General features: G+C 71.6%; 20 protein-coding genes and 1 pseudogene. 13 read left to right on the top strand and 8 right to left on the bottom strand.

Annotation, left to right across the window (positions count from 1 at the left end; translation table 11 throughout):
* Positions 1-159 precede the first annotated feature (159 nt).
* The gene (locus ACGF5O_RS10525) at positions 160-1,104 is read right to left on the bottom strand and encodes a DMT family transporter (protein WP_393809508.1); all 945 of its coding nucleotides are present in this window, start codon (positions 1,102-1,104) and stop codon (positions 160-162) included.
* 74 nt (positions 1,105-1,178) lie between these two features.
* On the opposite strand from ACGF5O_RS10525, the gene ACGF5O_RS10520 reads away from it, so the two are divergent.
* A complete protein-coding gene (locus ACGF5O_RS10520) occupies positions 1,179-2,102 on the top strand; it encodes a LysR family transcriptional regulator (RefSeq protein ID WP_393809507.1) in 924 nt (307 codons plus the stop codon).
* 6 nt (positions 2,103-2,108) lie between these two features.
* Here the strand turns inward: ACGF5O_RS10520 and ACGF5O_RS10515 are convergent, their stop codons facing one another.
* Positions 2,109-2,576, bottom strand: coding sequence for a pyridoxamine 5'-phosphate oxidase family protein (locus ACGF5O_RS10515; protein ID WP_393809506.1), 468 nt, complete (start codon positions 2,574-2,576; stop codon positions 2,109-2,111).
* 88 nt (positions 2,577-2,664) lie between these two features.
* Here ACGF5O_RS10515 and ACGF5O_RS10510 point away from each other — a divergent pair, with 88 nt between their 5' ends.
* The gene (locus ACGF5O_RS10510) at positions 2,665-3,312 is read left to right on the top strand and encodes a cysteine hydrolase (RefSeq protein ID WP_393809505.1); all 648 of its coding nucleotides are present in this window, start codon (positions 2,665-2,667) and stop codon (positions 3,310-3,312) included.
* A gap of 3 nt (positions 3,313-3,315) precedes the next feature.
* Here ACGF5O_RS10510 and ACGF5O_RS10505 read toward each other — a convergent pair whose 3' ends face one another.
* Together ACGF5O_RS10505 and ACGF5O_RS10500 are read right to left on the bottom strand one after the other, a co-directional pair.
* Entirely contained in the window at positions 3,316-3,816 is a 501-nt protein-coding gene (locus tag ACGF5O_RS10505; RefSeq protein ID WP_393809504.1) for a Rieske (2Fe-2S) protein, read from the bottom strand.
* 278 nt (positions 3,817-4,094) lie between these two features.
* On the bottom strand, positions 4,095-4,895 hold the full coding sequence (locus tag ACGF5O_RS10500; RefSeq protein ID WP_393809503.1) for a helix-turn-helix transcriptional regulator: 801 nt from the start codon (positions 4,893-4,895) through the stop codon (positions 4,095-4,097).
* Between the two features lie 247 nt (positions 4,896-5,142).
* Here ACGF5O_RS10500 and ACGF5O_RS10495 point away from each other — a divergent pair, with 247 nt between their 5' ends.
* From ACGF5O_RS10495 to ACGF5O_RS10465, 7 genes are all read left to right on the top strand, one after another.
* Positions 5,143-5,907: a HipA family kinase gene (locus tag ACGF5O_RS10495; RefSeq protein WP_393809502.1), complete on the top strand. Its 765-nt coding sequence runs from the start codon at positions 5,143-5,145 to the stop codon at positions 5,905-5,907.
* A gap of 29 nt (positions 5,908-5,936) precedes the next feature.
* The gene (locus tag ACGF5O_RS10490; RefSeq protein WP_393809576.1) at positions 5,937-6,353 is read left to right on the top strand and encodes a DUF3037 domain-containing protein; all 417 of its coding nucleotides are present in this window, start codon (positions 5,937-5,939) and stop codon (positions 6,351-6,353) included.
* A gap of 158 nt (positions 6,354-6,511) precedes the next feature.
* Positions 6,512-7,273, top strand: a complete 762-nt coding sequence (gene fabG / locus ACGF5O_RS10485; protein ID WP_393809501.1) for a 3-oxoacyl-ACP reductase FabG — start codon at positions 6,512-6,514, stop codon at positions 7,271-7,273.
* A 41-nt stretch (positions 7,274-7,314) separates the two neighbouring features.
* Positions 7,315-8,076 carry an SDR family oxidoreductase gene (locus tag ACGF5O_RS10480; RefSeq protein WP_393809500.1) on the top strand — a complete coding sequence of 254 codons (762 nt, stop codon included), beginning with the start codon at positions 7,315-7,317 and terminating at the stop codon, positions 8,074-8,076.
* A 209-nt stretch (positions 8,077-8,285) separates the two neighbouring features.
* Positions 8,286-9,863 (top strand): ABC transporter substrate-binding protein, encoded by a 1,578-nt coding sequence (locus ACGF5O_RS10475; RefSeq protein WP_393809499.1) that lies wholly within the window; start codon positions 8,286-8,288, stop codon positions 9,861-9,863.
* Between the two features lie 93 nt (positions 9,864-9,956).
* Positions 9,957-10,652 (top strand): uracil-DNA glycosylase, encoded by a 696-nt coding sequence (gene ung, locus ACGF5O_RS10470; protein ID WP_393809498.1) that lies wholly within the window; start codon positions 9,957-9,959, stop codon positions 10,650-10,652.
* A 145-nt stretch (positions 10,653-10,797) separates the two neighbouring features.
* Positions 10,798-11,298: a hypothetical protein gene (locus ACGF5O_RS10465; RefSeq protein WP_393809497.1), complete on the top strand. Its 501-nt coding sequence runs from the start codon at positions 10,798-10,800 to the stop codon at positions 11,296-11,298.
* Positions 11,299-11,313: 15 nt separating this feature from the next.
* Here ACGF5O_RS10465 and ACGF5O_RS10460 read toward each other — a convergent pair whose 3' ends face one another.
* The gene (locus ACGF5O_RS10460; protein ID WP_393809496.1) at positions 11,314-11,784 is read right to left on the bottom strand and encodes a hypothetical protein; all 471 of its coding nucleotides are present in this window, start codon (positions 11,782-11,784) and stop codon (positions 11,314-11,316) included.
* A gap of 112 nt (positions 11,785-11,896) precedes the next feature.
* Positions 11,897-12,409, bottom strand: a complete 513-nt coding sequence (locus tag ACGF5O_RS10455) for a DinB family protein (RefSeq protein ID WP_393809495.1) — start codon at positions 12,407-12,409, stop codon at positions 11,897-11,899.
* 118 nt (positions 12,410-12,527) lie between these two features.
* Between ACGF5O_RS10455 and ACGF5O_RS10450 the strand changes: the two genes are divergently transcribed.
* Positions 12,528-13,439: a Gfo/Idh/MocA family protein gene (locus ACGF5O_RS10450; RefSeq protein WP_393809494.1), complete on the top strand. Its 912-nt coding sequence runs from the start codon at positions 12,528-12,530 to the stop codon at positions 13,437-13,439.
* Here the strand turns inward: ACGF5O_RS10450 and lnt are convergent.
* Both lnt and ACGF5O_RS10440 read right to left on the bottom strand, forming a co-directional pair.
* Positions 13,357-14,931 (bottom strand): apolipoprotein N-acyltransferase, encoded by a 1,575-nt coding sequence (gene lnt, locus ACGF5O_RS10445; protein WP_393809493.1) that lies wholly within the window; start codon positions 14,929-14,931, stop codon positions 13,357-13,359. The genes ACGF5O_RS10450 and lnt overlap by 83 nt on opposite strands.
* 76 nt (positions 14,932-15,007) lie before the next feature.
* Complete coding sequence (locus ACGF5O_RS10440; RefSeq protein WP_393809492.1) at positions 15,008-15,493, bottom strand: nuclear transport factor 2 family protein; 486 nt, start codon at positions 15,491-15,493, stop codon at positions 15,008-15,010.
* Positions 15,494-15,671: 178 nt separating this feature from the next.
* Between ACGF5O_RS10440 and ACGF5O_RS10435 the strand changes: the two genes are divergently transcribed.
* From ACGF5O_RS10435 to ACGF5O_RS10425, 3 genes and pseudogenes are all read left to right on the top strand, one after another.
* Positions 15,672-16,235, top strand: a complete 564-nt coding sequence (locus tag ACGF5O_RS10435) for a dihydrofolate reductase family protein (RefSeq protein WP_393809491.1) — start codon at positions 15,672-15,674, stop codon at positions 16,233-16,235.
* Positions 16,236-16,335: 100 nt separating this feature from the next.
* Entirely contained in the window at positions 16,336-16,872 is a 537-nt protein-coding gene (locus tag ACGF5O_RS10430; RefSeq protein WP_393809490.1) for a DinB family protein, read from the top strand.
* 46 nt (positions 16,873-16,918) lie between these two features.
* A pseudogene (locus ACGF5O_RS10425) lies at positions 16,919-17,347 on the top strand (phosphotransferase family protein); the annotation flags it as partial.
* Positions 17,348-17,400: the final 53 nt, after the last annotated feature.

Below are 17,400 nucleotides of genomic sequence, written 5' to 3'. Positions count from 1 at the left end.
GGTGCCGTGACCTGGTGTCTGACGTCTGGTGTCCGCAGCGCCGTCGTGGCTGGTCGCGCAGTTCCCCGCGCCCCTTTCAGGGGCGTCAGCCCAGGCGCCCGTTCAGGGGCGCGGGAACTGCGCGACCAGCCCACCACCACCCGCACCCGCCTCCGCGCCTCAGGACACCCCCCTCTTGGGCCGAACCTGAGTGAGTGCGACCCCCGCGATGACGATCAGGGCACCCACCGGCGTGCTCCAGCGCAGCGACTCGCCCAGCACCGCGACGCCCGCCGCGGCGGCGATGACCGGGATGAAGTAGGTGACCATCTGGGCGGTGGTCGGGCCCACCTCCGCCACCAGGCCGTACTGGACGAGGACCGCCAGCCCCGTCCCCAGTGCGCCGAGCGCGGCGATCGCCAGCAGCGGGACCGGGGCGAAGCGCGCCGGGAAGGACGTGAACAGCGGTGTCACCACGGCCAGTTGCGCCGTCGCCAGCAGCAACTGAGCGCCGGTCATCGCCAGATGCGAGTCACCCGTCCCGGCCAGCGTCCGCCGGACGTGGATCCAGCCGATCGGATAGCTCAGCGACGCCAGCAGCGCCATGACGGTCCCCGTGACGTCCAGGCCGTGGAAGCCCTCCCAGGCGCCCAGCACCGTCAGGACACCGATGAAGCCCAGGCCCAGCCCGGCGAACCGGACCCGCGTCGGCCGGTCCTCCGAGAGCGCCACCAGCGACAGCAGCATCCCCCACAGCGGTGAGGTCGCGTTGCAGATCCCGGCCAGGGTGGACGGGATCGTCAGCTCCGCGTAGGCGAAGAGGGAGCACGGCAGCGCGTTGAGCAGGAACGCGGCGACCGTCAGATGCCCCCAGGTACGGGCCCCGCGCGGCAGCCGCTGCCGCTTCGCGGCCATCGCCGCCGCGAGGACCGCCGTACCGAACACCAGCCTGCCCAGCGTGACCTGGAACGGTGCGTAGCCCTCCGTCCCCACCTTGATGAAGAGGAAGCTGAAGCCCCAGATCAGCGACAGGGCGCCGAAGCGCAGACGCCAGTCCAGGCGGGGGCGGGAAGGCGCGGCGGCAGGTGCGGACTCGCCGGTCGCGGCAGTGGTCACGGTGCTCATGACCTCCACGATGCGGGAGACGACCTCGTAGCACAATCGAGACTTCTCACCGGGTACCTCTTAGAATCGCTTACATGTTGAACCTGGAGCGCCTGCGCACCCTCGACGCCCTCGCCCGGCACGGCTCGGTCAGCGGCGCCGCCGAGGCCCTGCACGTCACGACGTCGGCGGTGTCCCAGCAGATGGGCAAGCTGGAGCGCGAGGTGGACCAGCAGCTCCTGGCCAAGAACGGCCGGGGCATCCGGCTCACCGACGCCGGGCGGCTGCTCGCCGAGCACGCGGCCCGGATCCTCTCCCAGGTCGAGCTGGCCCAGTCCGACCTGGAGGCGCACCGGGGCCAGGTAGTCGGCGAACTCCGGCTGTCCGCGTTCCCGACGGCCGCCCGCGGCCTGTTCCCGACCGCGCTGGCCGCCCTGCGCACCCGGCACCCGGCGCTGCGCGTCCGCTCCAGCGAACTGGAACCGGAGAACGGCATCGCCGGGGTCGTCCGCGGCGACCTCGACCTCGCCGTCGTCCTGGACTGGTACAACAAGCCGATGCCGGTGCCGGACGGGCTGGTCAAGGCGCCCCTGCTGGACGACCCTGCCGAGGTGGCACTGCCGGTCGGGCACCGGCTCGCCGACCGCGAGGAGGTGGACCTCGGCGAGTTCGCCGAGGACGAGTGGATCACCTGGGGCGAGGGCGAGTTCTGCCACGAATGGCTGATGTTCACGCTGCGCTCACGCGGCATCGAGCCCATCGTCGGGCACCGCGCGGCCGAGACGCACACGCAACTCAACCTGGTGGCAGCCGGGTTGGGCGTCTGCATCGCCCCGCTGCTGGGCCGTCACCCCGTGCCCGAGGGCGTGGTCATGGTGCCGCTGAAGCAGCGGGTGCGCCGCCATGTGTACGTCGTCTGGCGGGCCGACGCCGACCGCCGCCCCTCGATCCGGGCGGCGGTCCAGGCCCTGCGCGGCGCGGCCGACTCGGTCGGCTCGGTCGGCTCGGCCGGCTCGTGAACTTCCCTACGCCGAGCCCAGCTTGCGGAAGTCCCAGGAGGCGGTCTTCGTCGGGGTGAGCCGTGCCCAGGCGTGCCGGCCGTCGTGCGGCATCTCGTCCAGGCCGAAGTTCTTGCGGGCGAACACCGTCTCGATGTAGTCGAGTTCGGCGACCAGTTCGCCGGTGCGCGGCACCTCGCCCACGAACTCGACGGTCCCGCGCAGCTCGACGCCGCGCAACTGGTCGTACTCCTCACCGGAGTCGACGACGACCGCCACCCGCGGATCGCGGCTGAGGTCCGTCCAGCGCTGGCTGCGCACCACCGAGTAGAGCCACAGCGACGTGCCGTCCCAGGCGAACCACAGGGCGCTCACGTGCGGGGCGCCCGACGCCGAGACGGTCGCGACCCGGCAGGTGCGCTGTGTGCTGAGGAACTCGTCCAGTTCGCCGGGCGTCATCATGATCTTCCGGCCCCGGCGCTGAGTGACGGTCATGCGGCCCCCTCTTCTTCTGTCTCTTCTTCCGTTCCCGCGCGATGGCGGTTAGTGTCACCCGCCCCGCACCAAGGCGGAAGGGGGCGTCATGCCGTCGTCGTACGAACGGCTCGCGGAACTCCTCGACCCGGCGAGCACCGTGCTGCTCACCGTCGAGTGCCAGCAGGGTGTGGTGGGTCCGGACAGCGCGCTGCCCGAACTCGCCCGTGAGGCAAGGACGTCGGGCGTCCTCGGCAACATCGCCCGCCTGGTCGCCGCCGCGCACGACACCGGCGTCCAGGTGATCCACGCGGTCGCCGAACGCCGCCCGGACGGCCGCGGCGCGAACCGCAACGCCCGCCTGTTCCGCGCCGCCGAACGGCTGCCCGTCCAGCAGCTGTCCGGCACCACGGCGGTCCGTGTCGCGCCCCCCATCGAGGTCTCGGAGGAGGACCTCGTCGTACGACGGCTGCACGGCCTGTCGCCGATCCAGGGCACCGACGTCGACCCGCTGCTGCGCAACCTCGGCTGCCGCACCCTGGTCGTCACCGGTGTCTCGGCCAACGTGGCCGTTCCCAACGCCGTGTTCGACGCGGTCAACCGGGGCTACACGGCGGTCGTCCCGGCCGATGCCATCGCGGGAGTGCCCCCCGAGTACACCCCCGCGATGGTCCGCAACACCCTCGCGTTGGTCGCTACGGTCGCGACCACGGACGAGGTGCTCGGCTGCCTCAAACAACCGCGCCGGCGGTCCTGAGGATCAGGCCAGCGAGATCTGGTCGCCGGCGACCGTGATGTTGGCCGCGGTCAGACCCGTGGTCGCCGGGCCCTGCTTCACACTGCCGTCGGCTATGGCGAACTTGCTGCCGTGGCAGGGGCAGACGATCTCGCCGTTGGCGATGCTCGTCACCGCGCAGCCGGCGTGCGGGCACTTCGTCGAGAACGCCTTGTACGTGCCCGACGTCGGCTGGGTGACGACCACGGCGCTGTCCTTGTAGATGGTGCCGCCGCCCTCGGGGATGTCCGTGGTCTTGGCGAGCGCGGTGCCACCGGCCGCTGCCGTGGAGCCGCCGGCCGAGCCGTTGCTGTCCTGGGTGGTGGAGCCACCGCCCGTGGTGCCGTTCGTGGTGGTCGTGCTCGACGAGTTGTCGTCCGACGACCCGCAGGCGGTCAGCGCGGCGGCGAGCCCTGCCGCTCCGGCCGCCGCCATCACGGTGCGGCGAGCCGGGTTGGCCGAGGGGTTGAGCGGTGCGCTGGTCATGTGAGGGGTTCCCTTCCGCGGAGCTTCTCGTTGATCCGTCCAGGGGTACGGCCTTCGAGCACCACCTGTTCAGACGGCATCCAGATAGTGACCACCTGGACATGAGGCTTCGGTAAAACGGCGCTGTCAGTTCGCTGTCGGTCCTGACCTGCGCCGAAGCGGAGCCGCCGGCTTCCCGTGGCGTCACGCCGGACGGGCCTGGCAGAAGGGCCGGCAGACGACAGAAGGGCCCTCTTCGCCTACCCGTCGCCCACCCGGATTTCCGTACGCGGATTTCTTTACCCGGAGTCGTCCTTCTCCGCGGGCAGGAGGACGACGAGGGAGAGTTCCTCGTCCTGGGCGTCCGCCAGTTTCAGACTGTCCAGATCGACGCGCCCGAGCCGCGGGTGCCGCAGTTCCTTCCTGGCGGAGGCGAATCCGCTGACGCTCCGCTCGTCCCACAGCGCGCGGAACGCGTCGGAGGAGTCCAGCAGCGACTCCAGGAGCGCGGGGCCGCGCGGATCGTCGGGATAGCGGGCGAGGGCCACCCGCAACTGGCCGGCCAGGGAGCGTGCCTCGCCGAGCCAGTCGACGAACAGCCCGGAACCCCGCGACTCGGTGAAGGTGATCCAGAGGACGTTGCGCTCGTCCTCCGGGCGCTGGTCGAGGCCGCCGAGCAACTCGGCGTACGCGTCGTTGTACGCCAGCAGGTCCCACCAGGGGTTCATCACGTAGGCGGGTTTGGGGGACAGCTCCCGCACCAGCCGTTCGAGCAGGGGATCGACCTTCACGGGCGCCGGACCCGTGGGCGGTGGCATCAGAGCGGCCAGCGTGAACAGGTGCGTGCGCTGCGGCCCGGAGAGCCGCAGCGCCCGGGCCAGGCTTTCGATGACCTGCCTGCTCACGCTGATGTCGCGGCCCTGTTCGAGCCATGTGTACCAGGTGGCGCTCAGCCCGGCGAGCTGCGCCAGCTCCTCGCGGCGCAGCCCCGGGGTACGGCGCCGCGGCCCGGACCGGAAGCCTGCCGCCGCCGGGTCGGTCGCCTCCCGCCGGGCGCGGAGAAAGGCGCCGAGTTCGTCGCGCTGGACCAGGTCTGCCATGGGCCGACTCCTCCTGGACGGTGGTTCCATCCCTCACCGTAGGAGCCTCAGTGACCATGACACCAACGAGACTTGAGCACAGGTGGCATGCGCTGAAGTCATGGACGCCGGGTTCCTGTGAACGCGCCCCGGCGCGGGGCAGGGGCACGCCTCGCCCGCTGTCACGCTCGGTTACTATGCTCACTTCGTGCCGGAGGCCACCCCCGGTCGCCGACTGCCTGGTTGAGAAGCTGGATGGCCTGGGAAAATGCTGCGAGAAGTCACCGCGACCCGCTACATCACGCCGCTGCGGGAGGGCGGCTCGCTGCCGGGGCTCGTCGAGGGCGACGACCTCGGGACGTACGTCATGAAGTTCACCGGCGCCGGGCAGGGCCGCAAGACGCTGGTCGCCGAGGTCGTCTGCGGTGAACTCGCGCGCCGGCTCGGGTTCCGGATGCCCCGGCTGGTCACCGTCGCGCTGGACCCGGTGCTGGGGCTCGGCGAACCCGAGCAGCAGGTGCAGGACCTGCTGCGGGGCAGCGGCGGCACCAACCTCGGCATGGACTTCCTGTCCGGCGCCCTCGGCTTCGACCCGCTCGCCTTCGCGGTGGGTCCCGAGGAGGCCGGGCGGATCGTCTGGTTCGACGCGCTGGTCAACAACGTCGACCGCTCCTGGCGCAACCCCAACCTGCTGGTCCACCACGGCGACCTGTGGCTCATCGACCACGGCGCCACCATGATCTGGCAGCACAACTGGCCGTCCGCCGAGACGTCCGCCGCCCGCCCGTACGACGCCGCCGACCACGCGCTCGGCGGTTTCGGCCCCGATGTCAGGGCGGCCGCCGCGGAGTTGGCGCCCCGGGTCACCGAGGACGTGCTCGCCGAGGTCACCGCCGAGATCCCGGACGTCTGGCTCGCCGCCGAGCCCGGCTTCGACACCCCCGACGAGCTGCGGCGCACCTACGCACGGCCGCTGCTCGCCCGGGCCGCCGTCATCCACGAGCGCATCACCGGCATCGAGGGGGCCAAGTGAGCGAGACCCACATCAACGTGGCCGGGCAGATGACCGAGCGCCACATCACCCGGGCGGGCCAGGGCGGCGGCCGGGACGTCTACGAGTACGCCCTGGTGCGCGTCGTACCCCGGGTGGAGCGTGGCGAGTGCATCAACGCCGGCGTGCTGGTGTACTGCCGGGCCAAGGGCTACGTCGGTGCCCGCACCCATCTCGACGAGGCCCGGCTGCTGGCCCTGGACCCGGAGGCGGACGTCGCCGGGGTGCGGGCCGCGCTCGGGGCGGTGGAGCGGGTCTGCGCGGGCGGCGAGGCGGCGGGGCACGCGGCCGGGGACGACCCGGGGCGGCGCTTCCGCTGGCTGGTGGCGCCCCGCTCCACCGTCGTACAGCCCGGGCCGGTGCACACCGGGCTCACCCACGACCCGGTCGCCGAGACGGAGCGGTTGCTGGACCTCCTGGTGAGGTAATGGATCACACTGCGCGGCGTGACGTTGACACCGCGTGCCAGGGCTTCTAGCGTCACGTCTGTCGAAGGTACTAAGCGGTCGCTCACCACTACGGCCGGGTTCTCGATCAGGTGTTCTCAGGTCTAGTCAAGAATTCTCAAGGGCGAGGAGAAACAGCAATGTCCAGCACTGAGCAGCGGGTAGCCGTCGTCACCGGTGCCGCGCGCGGCATCGGCGCGGCCACCGCCGTACGACTGGCCGCCGAGGGTCGCGCGGTCGCCGTGATCGACCTCGACGAGGCCGCCTGCAAGGACACCGTCGAGAAGATCACCGCCGCGGGCGGCAAGGCGATCGCGGTCGGTGCCGACGTCTCCGACGAGGCCCAGGTCGCCGCGGCGATCGCGCGCGTCGTCGAGGAGCTGGGCGCGCCGACCATCCTGGTCAACAACGCCGGCGTGCTCCGCGACAACCTGCTGTTCAAGATGTCCGCGGCCGACTGGGACACGGTCCTCAACGTGCACCTGCGCGGCTCCTTCCTGATGACCAAGGCCGTCCAGCAGCACATGGTCGAGGCCGGCTGGGGCCGGGTCGTGAACCTGTCCTCCTCCTCGGCGCTCGGCAACCGCGGCCAGGCCAACTACTCCGCCGCCAAGGCCGGCCTGCAGGGCTTCACCAAGACCCTCGCCATCGAGCTCGGCAAGTTCGGCATCACCGCCAACGCCGTCGCCCCCGGCTTCATCGCCACCGAGATGACCAAGGCCACCGCCGAGCGCGTCAAGATGGGCTTCGAGGAGTTCAAGGCCGCCGCGGCCACCCAGATCCCCGTGCAGCGCGTCGGCGAGCCCGAGGACATCGCCAACGCCATCGCCTTCTTCACGAACGAGGCCGCCGGCTTCGTCTCCGGCCAGGTGCTGTACGTGGCCGGCGGACCGCTCGACTAGCAGAACACCGCAGAACACCGGGGAACCTGGGGAACACTGACATGACTGAACTGCCCGAGCTGTCCGGCAAGGTCGCCGTCGTCACCGGCGCCAGCCGCGGCATCGGCTACGGCGTCGCCGAGGCGCTGATCGCCCGCGGCGACCGCGTCGCCATCACCGGCCGCAACGAGGACGCCCTCAAGGAGGCCGTCGAGAGCCTCGGCGCCGAGCGCGTCATCGGCATCGCCGGCAAGGCGCACGACCTGGCCCACCAGACCGAGGTCGTCGAGCGCACCATGGCGGCCTTCGGTCGCGTCGACTACCTGGTCAACAACGCGGGAACCAACCCGGTGTTCGGCCCGATCGCCGACGTCGACCTGGACGTGGCCCGCAAGGTGTTCGAGACCAACGTGGTCTCCGCCCTCGGCTTCGCCCAGAAGACCTGGCACGCCTGGCAGAAGGAGAACGGCGGCGCCATCGTCAACATCGCCTCCGTCGCCGGGCTCTCGGCCTCGCCGTTCATCGGCGCGTACGGCATCAGCAAGGCCGCGATGATCAACCTGACCCAGCAGCTCGCGCACGAGTTCGCCCCCGGCGTCCGGGTCAACGCGATCGCCCCCGCGGTCGTCAAGACCAAGTTCGCGCAGGCCCTTTACGAGGGCCGGGAGACGGAGGCCGCCGCGGGCTACCCGCTCAAGCGGCTCGGAGTGCCCTCCGACATCGGCGGCGCCGCCGCGTTCCTCACCTCGGAGCAGTCCGACTGGATCACCGGCCAGACGCTCGTCGTCGACGGCGGCATCTTCCTCAACGCGGGCATGGCCTGACGGAGCGTCGGGCGTCGTTTTCGTCACAGATATTTGCCGCATGTGTGAGGAAAACGGCGCCCCGGCGGTCGTGCAAGATCCGCACAGTCGGATGACAACGTCGTCATAGCACATTCGATCAACGCCCGTGTTTCCGGGGTGCTTCAAGGCGCGCAACGCTGCGGTATGGTCTGCCGCCGACCCCTGGTACGGCGGATCGAGGAGTGCGCGTGTTCAACCGGAACCGAGGCCTGCGAAGAGCCGCCGCGCTCGCGTCCCTGTCCCTGGCCGCCGGGTGCGGGGTGCTCTCCGGCAGCGGTTCGGAGAACAGCGGGCCGATCGTCGTCGGTACGACCAGCGCCCCCAGCACCCTTGACCCGGCGGGATCGTGGGACGGCTCCTGGGAGCTGTTCCGGAACGTCTACCAGACCCTGCTCGCCTACCCCGACGGCGCCACCACCCCGCAGCCCGACGCCGCGCAGAAGTGCGCCTTCACGGACTTCGGCGACCGCACCTACCGCTGCGAACTGCGCGCGGGGCTGAAGTTCGCCGACGGCGACAAGCTCGACGCAGCGGCCGTCAAGTACTCCATCGACCGGATCCGCAGCATCAACGCGCCCAGCGGCCCGGCCGGACTGCTCGGCAGCCTCGACCGGGTGCAGGCGAACGGCGACCGCGAGGTGGTCTTCCACCTCAACAAGGCGGACGCCACCTTCCCGTTCGTGCTCGCCACCCCGGCCATGTCCGTCGTCGACCCCGACGACTACCCCGCCCACTCGCTGCGCGAGGACGCCTCCGTGCACGGCTCCGGGCCGTACACCCTCAAGTCGTACCAGGACGGCAAGCGGGCCGAGCTGGTCCGCAACGACAACTACCAGGGCTTCGCCCAGCGGCAGAACGACGCGGTGACGATCCGCTACTTCCAGGACTCGGCCACCATGGTCAAGGCCCTGCGGTCCGGGGACATCGACGTCACCTACCGCGGTCTCGCCGCCTCCGACATCGTCGCCCTGGAGGCGTACCGCAGCACCGACCTGCAGCTGATCGACGGCACCGGCACCGACATCAGCTACCTGGTGTTCAACCCCGCGGACCCGTGGGCCAAGATACCCGCCGTGCGCAAGGCCGTCGCCCAGCTCGTCGACCGCGCCGAGATCGCCCACACCGTCTACAAGGACACCGTCGACCCGCTGTACTCCATGGTCCCGGCGGGCCTGACCGGCCACACCACCGACTTCTTCGACGACTACGGCGACCCCAGCACCTCCAAGGCCCACAAGATCCTCGCCGACGCCGGCATCACCCGGCGGGTCCCGCTCACCTTCTGGTACACCACCGACCGCTACGGCTCCGAGACCGGCCAGATGTTCCAGGAGCTCAAGCAGCAGCTGGACGACTCCGGGCTGTTCACGATCACCCTCAAGAGCCGGCCCTGGAAGACCTACGTCGTCGGTTACCAGAAGGGCGAGTACCCGGTGTTCGGCCGCGGCTGGTTCCCGGACTTCCCCGACGCGGACAACTTCATCGCCCCCTTCGTCGGCGAGCAGAACGCCCTCGGCACGCCCTACCCGTCCCCCGTGATCACCGGCAGGCTGCTGCCGCACTCCCGGAGCGAGAGCGACCGCGGCGAGGTCGTCAAGGACTTCGAGGAGGCCCAGCAGATCCTCGTCGACGACGCCCGGCTGATCCCGCTGTGGCAGGGCAGGCAGTACGTCGCGGCCAGCGACGACGTCTCCGGCGGCGAAAAGGCGCTCGACCCGTCGACGATCATGATGATGTGGGAGCTGCACCGCAAGACCAGCTGGTGAAACCGCCGTCCGGCACCGGTTGTCAGTGGTCGCCTGTAGGTTTTTCGGTATCAGCAGGAACCGCAAGTGACCGCAATTCGTGAGGACGTTGACGTGACCGACACCGCCATGCTGCCCGAGTCCTGGCGCGGGGTTCTGGGCGACGAGCTGCAGCAGCCCTACTTCAAGGAGCTGACCGAGTTCGTCGAGGAGGAGCGGGCGAAGGGTCCCGTCTACCCGCCGCGCGAGGAGGTCTTCGCCGCGCTGGAGGCGACGCCGTTCGACCAGGTCAAGGTGTTCGTCCTCGGCCAGGACCCCTACCACGGCGAGGGCCAGGGCCACGGGCTGTGCTTCTCCGTCCGCCCCGGGGTGCGGATCCCGCCGTCCCTGCGGAACATCTACAAGGAGATGCGCGAGGAGCTGGGCTGGGAGTCCGTGCCGGACAACGGCTACCTGATGCCGTGGGCGCGGCAGGGCGTGCTGCTGCTCAACGCGGTCCTCACGGTCCGCGCCGGTGAGGCCAACTCGCACAAGAACAAGGGCTGGGAGAAGTTCACGGACGCGGTGATCCGCGCGGTCGCCGACCGGCCCGACCCGGTCGTCTTCGTCCTCTGGGGCGGCTACGCGCAGAAGAAGCTCCGGCTGATCGACGAGACCCGGCACGTGGTGATCCAGGGCGCCCACCCGTCCCCCCTCTCCGCGAAGAAGTTCTTCGGCTCCCGCCCCTTCACCCACATCAACGAGGCGGTCGCGGCCCAGGGCCACGAGGCGATCGACTGGCGAATCCCCGACCTGGGGGCAACCCGCTAGGGGCGCGGGGAACTGCGCGACAAGCCCCCACCGGCCCGCAAGCCGACCACCGGACCCGCGGACCGACGGCGCCGCCTGACAAGAAAAACTGACGGCGCCGTCTACCGTCGGCACCACACAACGGCTTACCAGCCCGGAGGGCCCCGTGGCGGAGCGACAGGAGCGAACGGCACCCGATGCCGTGCTCACCCGGATCGGGCAGGTCGTGATGCTGCACCATGCCGGTGACCGCGAGGAGGCCCGCCGGCGCCTGCTCGACCTCTGGACGGAGCTCGGCGAGCACGGCGAGCCACTGCACCGCTGCACCCTGGCCCACTACCTGGCCGACACCCAGGACGACCCGTCCGACGAACTCGCCTGGGACCTGCGGGCGTTGTCCGCGGCGGACGAGGCGGAGGGAGACGCGCGGCTGCGCGGCTTCTACCCCTCCCTGCACCTGAACCTCGCCGCCGACTACGTCAAGCTCGGCCGTGCCGAGGCCGCCCGCAGCCACCTGCACCGGGCCCGCGGCACGGCCACCGCACTCGGCGACGACGGGTACGGCCACGGGGTCCGGGCCGCGATCAGCCGGCTGGAACTACGGCTCGGGGACGACGGCGACCCGGGCGCCGACTCCTGGGGCCCACCGCGGCAGCGGCCGCAGTAGGACCGTGCCGGCGTCTCAACGCCCGTAGGTCTGTTCGCAGATCCGTGCCTGCGGACTGTCCGCGTCCCAGCCGCCGTACTGCTTGCCGAGGGCGCACACGTCCGGGGTCTGCGGGGCGGCGGGGGAGAGGCCGGGACGGTCGGCCCGCGGGCTGTGCGACCGGGGCACGCCGTGGGGGTGCGGGGTGGCGGCGCGCGGGGCTGCCGGGGCGCGGTGGTGCGCGGGAGGGGGCGCGGGGGTGTGGGAGGCGGCCGGTGCGGCCCGGTGCGCCGGGCGGGACGGCCCGACCATCTCCAGGGCCTCCTTGACCGGCGCCTGCACCACCCGCGGCTCGGCACTGCCGTCCGGGCGGGGCACCGAGGGCAGCGAGGGCGCCGTACCCGGCGGCGGGCCGGGCATCGCCGGGCGCTGGACCGTCACACAGCCGGAGAGCGCCGAGACGGTCACGGTGACCAGGAGCGCTGCGATGGTCGTCGTTCGAGGCACCCGCGCAACTCTGCTGGGTCGGCGCGGAGGTTGACACCGGCGACAGGGCTTTGGTGCCCCGCACGGGTGATCTCGCACCCCGTACGGGGGACAGGCGGGTGCGAGGCTGACGTCAGGAGCCGGTCGCGCCGTCGATCCGCTCCCGGATCAGGTCGGCGTGGCCGTTGTGCCGGGCGTACTCCTCGATCATGTGGGTGTGGATCCAGCGCAGGTTCATCTCCTTGCCGGTGCGGCGGTGAGGGCTCTTGGAGAGGTCGTCCAGGCCGAAACCGGCCGCGGCCTGCCGGGCGGCCTCGATCTCGCTCTGCCAGGCCGCGTACGTCTCCTGCCAGGTGTCCGCCTCGGTGAGCCGGAACTCGCCGTCCGGATCCTCGTCGCTCCAGTAGATCGGCGGTGCCTCCTCGCCGCGGAGGACCCTGCGGTACCAGGACCGCTCCACGTCGGTCATGTGCCGCACCAGCCCCATCAGGGACAGCGGGGAGGGCTCCACGGAGGCGGTCCGCAGCTGGGCGTCGGTCAGGCCCTCGCACTTCACCGCGAGGGTCTGCCGATGGAAGTCCAACCAGCCCTCCAGCATGGTGCGTTCGGCGGCGTCCAGGGCGGGCATACGGCGTTCGGTCGTCATGCCCGGCATAGTGGCCCACCCCGGCCCGTCCCACCACGGATTATCGGCCCGTATGCTGCCCTTCAGGCACGGGCGGGCAACCGCGGGCACGTGCGGGCACACCACCAGGGGAGCGTCAGTGAAGGTCGGCTGCATCGGACTCGGCGACATCGCGCAGAAGGCGTACCTGCCGGTGCTGGCCACCCTGCCGGGCCTCGAACTCCACCTGCAGACCCGCACCGCCGCCACCCTCGACCGGATCGCCGACAGCCTCCACCTGCCCGCCGGCCGCCGGCACGCGACCCTCGACGACCTCCTCGCCCAGGATCTCGACGCCGCCTTCGTGCACGCGGCCACCGTCGCCCACCCGGAGCTCGTCACCCGGCTCCTTGAGGCGGGCGTACCCACGTATGTCGACAAGCCCCTCGCCTACCGGTTCGCCGACTCCGAGCGGCTCGTGACGCTCGCCGAGGCGCGGAACGTGTCGCTGGCCGTCGGCTTCAACCGGCGCCACGCCCCCGGCTACGTGCAGTGCGCCGACCACCCGCGCGAGCTGATCCTGATGCAGAAGAACCGTGTCGGGCTCCCCGAGGAACCCCGCACCATGATCCTCGACGACTTCATCCACGTCGTCGACACCCTGCGCTTTCTCGCCCCCGGCCCGGTCGAGGACGTGACGGTCCGCGCCCGGGCGGTCGACGGCCTGCTGCACCACGTCGTCCTCCAGCTCGCCGGCGACGGCTTCACGGCGCTCGGTGTGATGAACAGGCTCAGCGGCTCGGCGGAGGAGATCCTGGAGGTCTCCGGGCAGGACACCAAGCGCCAGGTCCTCAACCTCGCCGAGGTGATCGACCACAAGGGCCAGCCGACGGTCCGGCGGCGCGGCGACTGGGTGCCCGTCGCCCGGCAGCGCGGCATCGAACAGGCCGTGCTCGCCTTCCTGGACGCCGTCCGCGCCGGGAAGGTGCTCAGCGCCCGGGACGCACTGGCGACTCATGAGCTGTGCGAGCAGGTGGTACGAGAGGTGCTGCGGCACTCCGGCGCAGCCTGACCGTCCGCAGCCCCTCGGCCAGGCAGTAGGCGGCCAGCACCAGCAGCGCCCCGTCCACCGGCCAGTCGCCGTACCGCACGAACGGGGTGACCCCGCGGGCGATCGGCACCTCGTAGACCCGGGCGGTGCTCGCGTCGGTGCCGAGCCAGGAGCCGATGCGCTCGCCGTCCGGGCCGTAGACGGCGGAGACCCCGGTCAGCGTGGCGTGGACCATCGTGCGGCCGGTCTCGGCGGCCCGGAGCGCGGCCAGCGAGGCGTGCTGCTCGGGGGCCCAGCTGTCCTGGAAGGACGAGGTCGACGTCTGGCCGATCAGCACCTGCGCGCCGTCCTGGGCGAGATGCCGGCTCATGTCGGGGAACGCCGTCTCGAAGCAGATCATCGGGCCGATCCGCAGCCCGTGGCCGACGTCCATCACCACCTGCTCGGTGCCGCGCCGCCGGTCCTCGCCGGCCGCCTTGCCGACCGAGGTGGCCCAGCCGAGCAGGGAGCGGGCCGGTATGTACTCGCCGAACGGCACCAGCCGCATCTTGTCGTACCGGTCGCCGGTCGGGCCGTCGGCGCCGACCAGTATGGAGCTCTTGTAGATACCGGGCCGGTCGGAACGCCGGGCATCCACGTTGACCAGGATGTCCGCGCCGGTCTCCCGGGAGAGGGCCGCGATCCGCCGCGCGAGGTCGGGCCGGTCCCCGAGGTCGTACCCGACGCTGCTCTCGCCCCAGACGATCAGATCGGGATGCTGCCCGGCCAGCTGCCGGGTCAGCTGCTCCTCCCGGTCGAACCGCCGGACCCCGCTGTCGGCGCCGTCGACGATGCCGGGCTGTACGACGGCGATCCGGACGTGGCCGTCGACGTCCGGGCGCGGTGACCAGAGCCAGGCGGCTGACGTCGCGGCGGCCGTGGCCACCAGCGAGGCCACCGCGGGCACCCGGGCCTCCCGCACGGATATCAGCACGGCGACCGCGACATTGACGGCCACCACCAGGAAGCTCAGCAGCCACACCCCGCCGACCGAGGCCAGCCGCAGCGCCGGCGCCACCTGCCACTGGGTCGCGCCGAGCATGCCCCACGGCCCGCCGAGCCCCTGCCAGGAGCGCACCAGCTCCACCATCAGCCAGCCCGAGGGCAGCACCAGCACCGCGGCGGCGGCCCTCCCCGGCGACGGCACGCCGCCGAGCAGCCGGCGCGTCACCCAGCCCCAGGGCGCCCAGAACACGCTCAGCAGGCCGGCGATCAGGAAGATGAACACGTGCAGGCTCGGCAGCAGCCAGTGGTGGACGGCGACCATGAACCCGAACCCGCCGCACCAGCCGTCGTACGCCGCCCGCCGCCCGGTCGGCGCCGAGCGCGCCAGCAGCAGCCACGGGACCAGCGCGACGTACGCGAACCACCACAGCGACGGCGCGGGAAAGGCCAGCACCGGCAGCGCGCCCGTGAGCGCCCCGACGCAGGAACGCCGCCACGGGGAGGTCAGCCAGCGCTCGACGGTGCTCATCCATCGCCTCCTGCCCGCGGGTCCTTCCAGTGTGCGGGACCGGGCGGGATCTCCGACAGGGGGCACGGGCGCGGGCTCAGTCGGACACGGCCACCGCACGCGGGTCGGGCAGCCGGCGCCACCGCTCCTCGACGACCACCTGACGCAGCCGCCAGCCGTCCCGGGTGCGCAGGAACGCGAAGGAGTACCGGCCGCCGCACACGAAGTCCGGGGCGGTGGCGGCGCTGTCGCCGCCGGCGAACCGCATCGGGTTGACGTAGTCGGCCTGGACGTGCGCGGCGTCGCCGGTGTCGTGCTCCAGGATCCCGAACCGCACCAGGCGGTTGACGATCAGGTGCTGCCGCATCGAGAACAGGGTCAGGTTCTCCGCGAGCCACCCGGCGACCTGCACGGCATCGCCCTCGATCCCGCCGGCGGAGCGGTAGTCGGCCCGCCCGTCCGCGGTGAACAGCCTCCGGTACGCCGCCCAGTCACCGTCGTCGACGGCCACCGCGTACTCGGTGACCATCTCGTCCACGGCCAGCCGGTCCATCACGGTCGCGAGCTCCACACGCTGCGTCATCGGCTCAGTGTTGGGCACGGGGCGGGCGGAGCCAAGGGGCACGGGCGATATTCGGTGATGTTCGAACCGGATTCCCCACCGTTTCCCGTAGAGCCGAGCAGATGAGTCGAGTTGTGCCGATGAGTCCCGCGCGCTCCGGCGGTCGTACCGTCGAACCCCTTACCGAGGAGGACTCCCGATGCGCAGCGTGACCTACTCGATGAACCTCTCGCTCGACGGCTACATCGTCGGGCCGGACGGCGAGTTCGGCTGGACGGCTCCCGACGAGGAGGTCTTCCGCTTCGTCACCGACGAGATCCGGGAGGTCGGCGTCCACCTGCTGGGGCGGCGGCTGTACGAGACGATGCTGTACTGGGAGACCGCCGACCAGGACCACTCGCTCGACTTCTCCACGGTCGAGTGGGCCGCTCTCTGGAAGCGGCTCCCCAAGGTCGTGCTCTCCACCACGCTGTCGGCGGTGCGGGGCAACGCCCGCCTGGCCTCCGGCGGCCTGGCGGAGGAGATCCGCCGGTTGCGGGCCGAGCCGGGGGAGGGCCGCATCGCGATCGGCGGCGCGTCCCTCGCCGCCGAGGCGGCCGCGTCCGACCTGATCGACGAGTACCGGGTCAGGGTCTCCCCGGTCCTGGTCGGCGGCGGTATCCCGTTCTTCCCCCGGGACGAACGCAGGTCGGATCTCGAACTGGTCGAGACCCGCACCTTCGGCTGCGGAGTCGTCCACCTCCACTACCGCGTGGCGCGCTGAGTGCTCGGAATGCATGCGATCAGTCCCGGGGACGGAAGGGGTGAACGCGAGCGATGTACGGCGGATGTCCAAGCCCGATGACCGGGGAGGAAACCCCAGCGTGAGCGACATGGTGGTCCAGAAGATCGTTCGGCCCGAGCGCGTGGTGTCGGGCCCGTGGCCGGAGGTGATCGCCTCGAATCTCGACTACCACCGGGCGACCTTCCTGTGGAAGTGCGAGGGACTCCCGGAGGAACGGCTGCGGCAACGTCCGGTGCGGTCGTCGGCGTTGACCCTGCTGGGGCTCATGCGCCATCTCCAGGGGGTCGAGCGGGCCTGGTTCCAGCGGACGCTGGCCGGCACGACGCCTCGCTTCCCTCCCTACCGGACCTATGCCACCGCCGACGGCGGCGAGTGGTACGACGAGTCGGACGCCACGCCGGCCAGGGACGTCTACGAGGACTACCTCACGGCGTGCGAGGAGTCGCGGCAGGTCTTCGCTGAGGTGGCCGCCGATCTCGCCCGCATCGTGCCGAACCCGGAGTTCGGCGACACCGATGTGCGGTTCGTCCTTGAACACGTGATCGAGGAGTACGCCCGCCACGTCGGCCACGCGGACCTCCTCCGCGAGGCCATCGACGGCGCCACCGGCGAGTAGCCTGCCGGTCGGCCGGCCGCTGTACGTGACGGGAAGGGGGCCAGGGCGGCTCGTGGCGGACCGCGAGCGCACTCCGGCGCTCGCCGAGGCGGACCGGGAACTGCTCGGCGGGACGCTGCGGAGCCTGCGGCGGGCGGTCGGCGAGCGCGGTGGCGCCGAGCGGCTGCTGCACGGCGAGCCGTACCCGGGCAACCTGCTCGGCACGGCGGACCGGCTGCTCTTCGTCGACCTGGAGACGTGCTGCCGCGGGCCCGTCGAATTCGACCTCGCCCATGCGCCCGAAGCCGTGGGCGAGCACTGTCCGGGGGCCGATCAGGAGCTGCTGCGCGAGTGCCGGATCCTCGTGCCGGCGATGATCACCGCGTGGCGCTGGGACACCGACGACCAGCTCCCGGACGGGCGTCGGCTGGGCGCGGAGTGGCTCGGTCGGATCCGGGCGGCACCCGGTCCCGACGGCCCGGACAGCCGGCGCTGAGGGCCGCCGCCGGGCGCCGGTGCGGGCCGGTGCTCGCGCCCGCGGGGTCGTAA

Source organism: Streptomyces sp. NPDC048291, assembly GCF_043201715.1.
Lineage (GTDB): Bacteria > Actinomycetota > Actinomycetes > Streptomycetales > Streptomycetaceae > Streptomyces.
The sequence above is the reverse complement of the archived record's forward strand: the minus strand, read 5'-3'. Positions and strand labels throughout refer to the sequence as shown.

Excerpts from the sequence above, each read along its gene's own strand:
- ACGF5O_RS10500 (WP_393809503.1), bottom strand. The coding sequence starts at position 4,895 with ATGGCAGACCTGGTCCAGCGCGACGAACTCGGCGCCTTTCTCCGCGCC.
- ACGF5O_RS10440 (WP_393809492.1), bottom strand. The coding sequence starts at position 15,493 with ATGACGCAGCGTGTGGAGCTCGCGACCGTGATGGACCGGCTGGCCGTG.
- ACGF5O_RS10505 (WP_393809504.1), bottom strand. The coding sequence starts at position 3,816 with ATGACCAGCGCACCGCTCAACCCCTCGGCCAACCCGGCTCGCCGCACC.
- ACGF5O_RS10455 (WP_393809495.1), bottom strand. The coding sequence starts at position 12,409 with ATGACGACCGAACGCCGTATGCCCGCCCTGGACGCCGCCGAACGCACC.
- ACGF5O_RS10520 (WP_393809507.1), top strand. The coding sequence starts at position 1,179 with ATGTTGAACCTGGAGCGCCTGCGCACCCTCGACGCCCTCGCCCGGCAC.
- ACGF5O_RS10515 (WP_393809506.1), bottom strand. The coding sequence starts at position 2,576 with ATGACCGTCACTCAGCGCCGGGGCCGGAAGATCATGATGACGCCCGGC.
- fabG (WP_393809501.1), top strand. The coding sequence starts at position 6,512 with ATGTCCAGCACTGAGCAGCGGGTAGCCGTCGTCACCGGTGCCGCGCGC.
- lnt (WP_393809493.1), bottom strand. The coding sequence starts at position 14,931 with ATGAGCACCGTCGAGCGCTGGCTGACCTCCCCGTGGCGGCGTTCCTGC.
- ACGF5O_RS10495 (WP_393809502.1), top strand. The coding sequence starts at position 5,143 with ATGCTGCGAGAAGTCACCGCGACCCGCTACATCACGCCGCTGCGGGAG.
- ACGF5O_RS10510 (WP_393809505.1), top strand. The coding sequence starts at position 2,665 with ATGCCGTCGTCGTACGAACGGCTCGCGGAACTCCTCGACCCGGCGAGC.
- ACGF5O_RS10525 (WP_393809508.1), bottom strand. The coding sequence starts at position 1,104 with ATGAGCACCGTGACCACTGCCGCGACCGGCGAGTCCGCACCTGCCGCC.
- ACGF5O_RS10480 (WP_393809500.1), top strand. The coding sequence starts at position 7,315 with ATGACTGAACTGCCCGAGCTGTCCGGCAAGGTCGCCGTCGTCACCGGC.
- ACGF5O_RS10490 (WP_393809576.1), top strand. The coding sequence starts at position 5,937 with ATGACCGAGCGCCACATCACCCGGGCGGGCCAGGGCGGCGGCCGGGAC.
- ACGF5O_RS10435 (WP_393809491.1), top strand. The coding sequence starts at position 15,672 with ATGCGCAGCGTGACCTACTCGATGAACCTCTCGCTCGACGGCTACATC.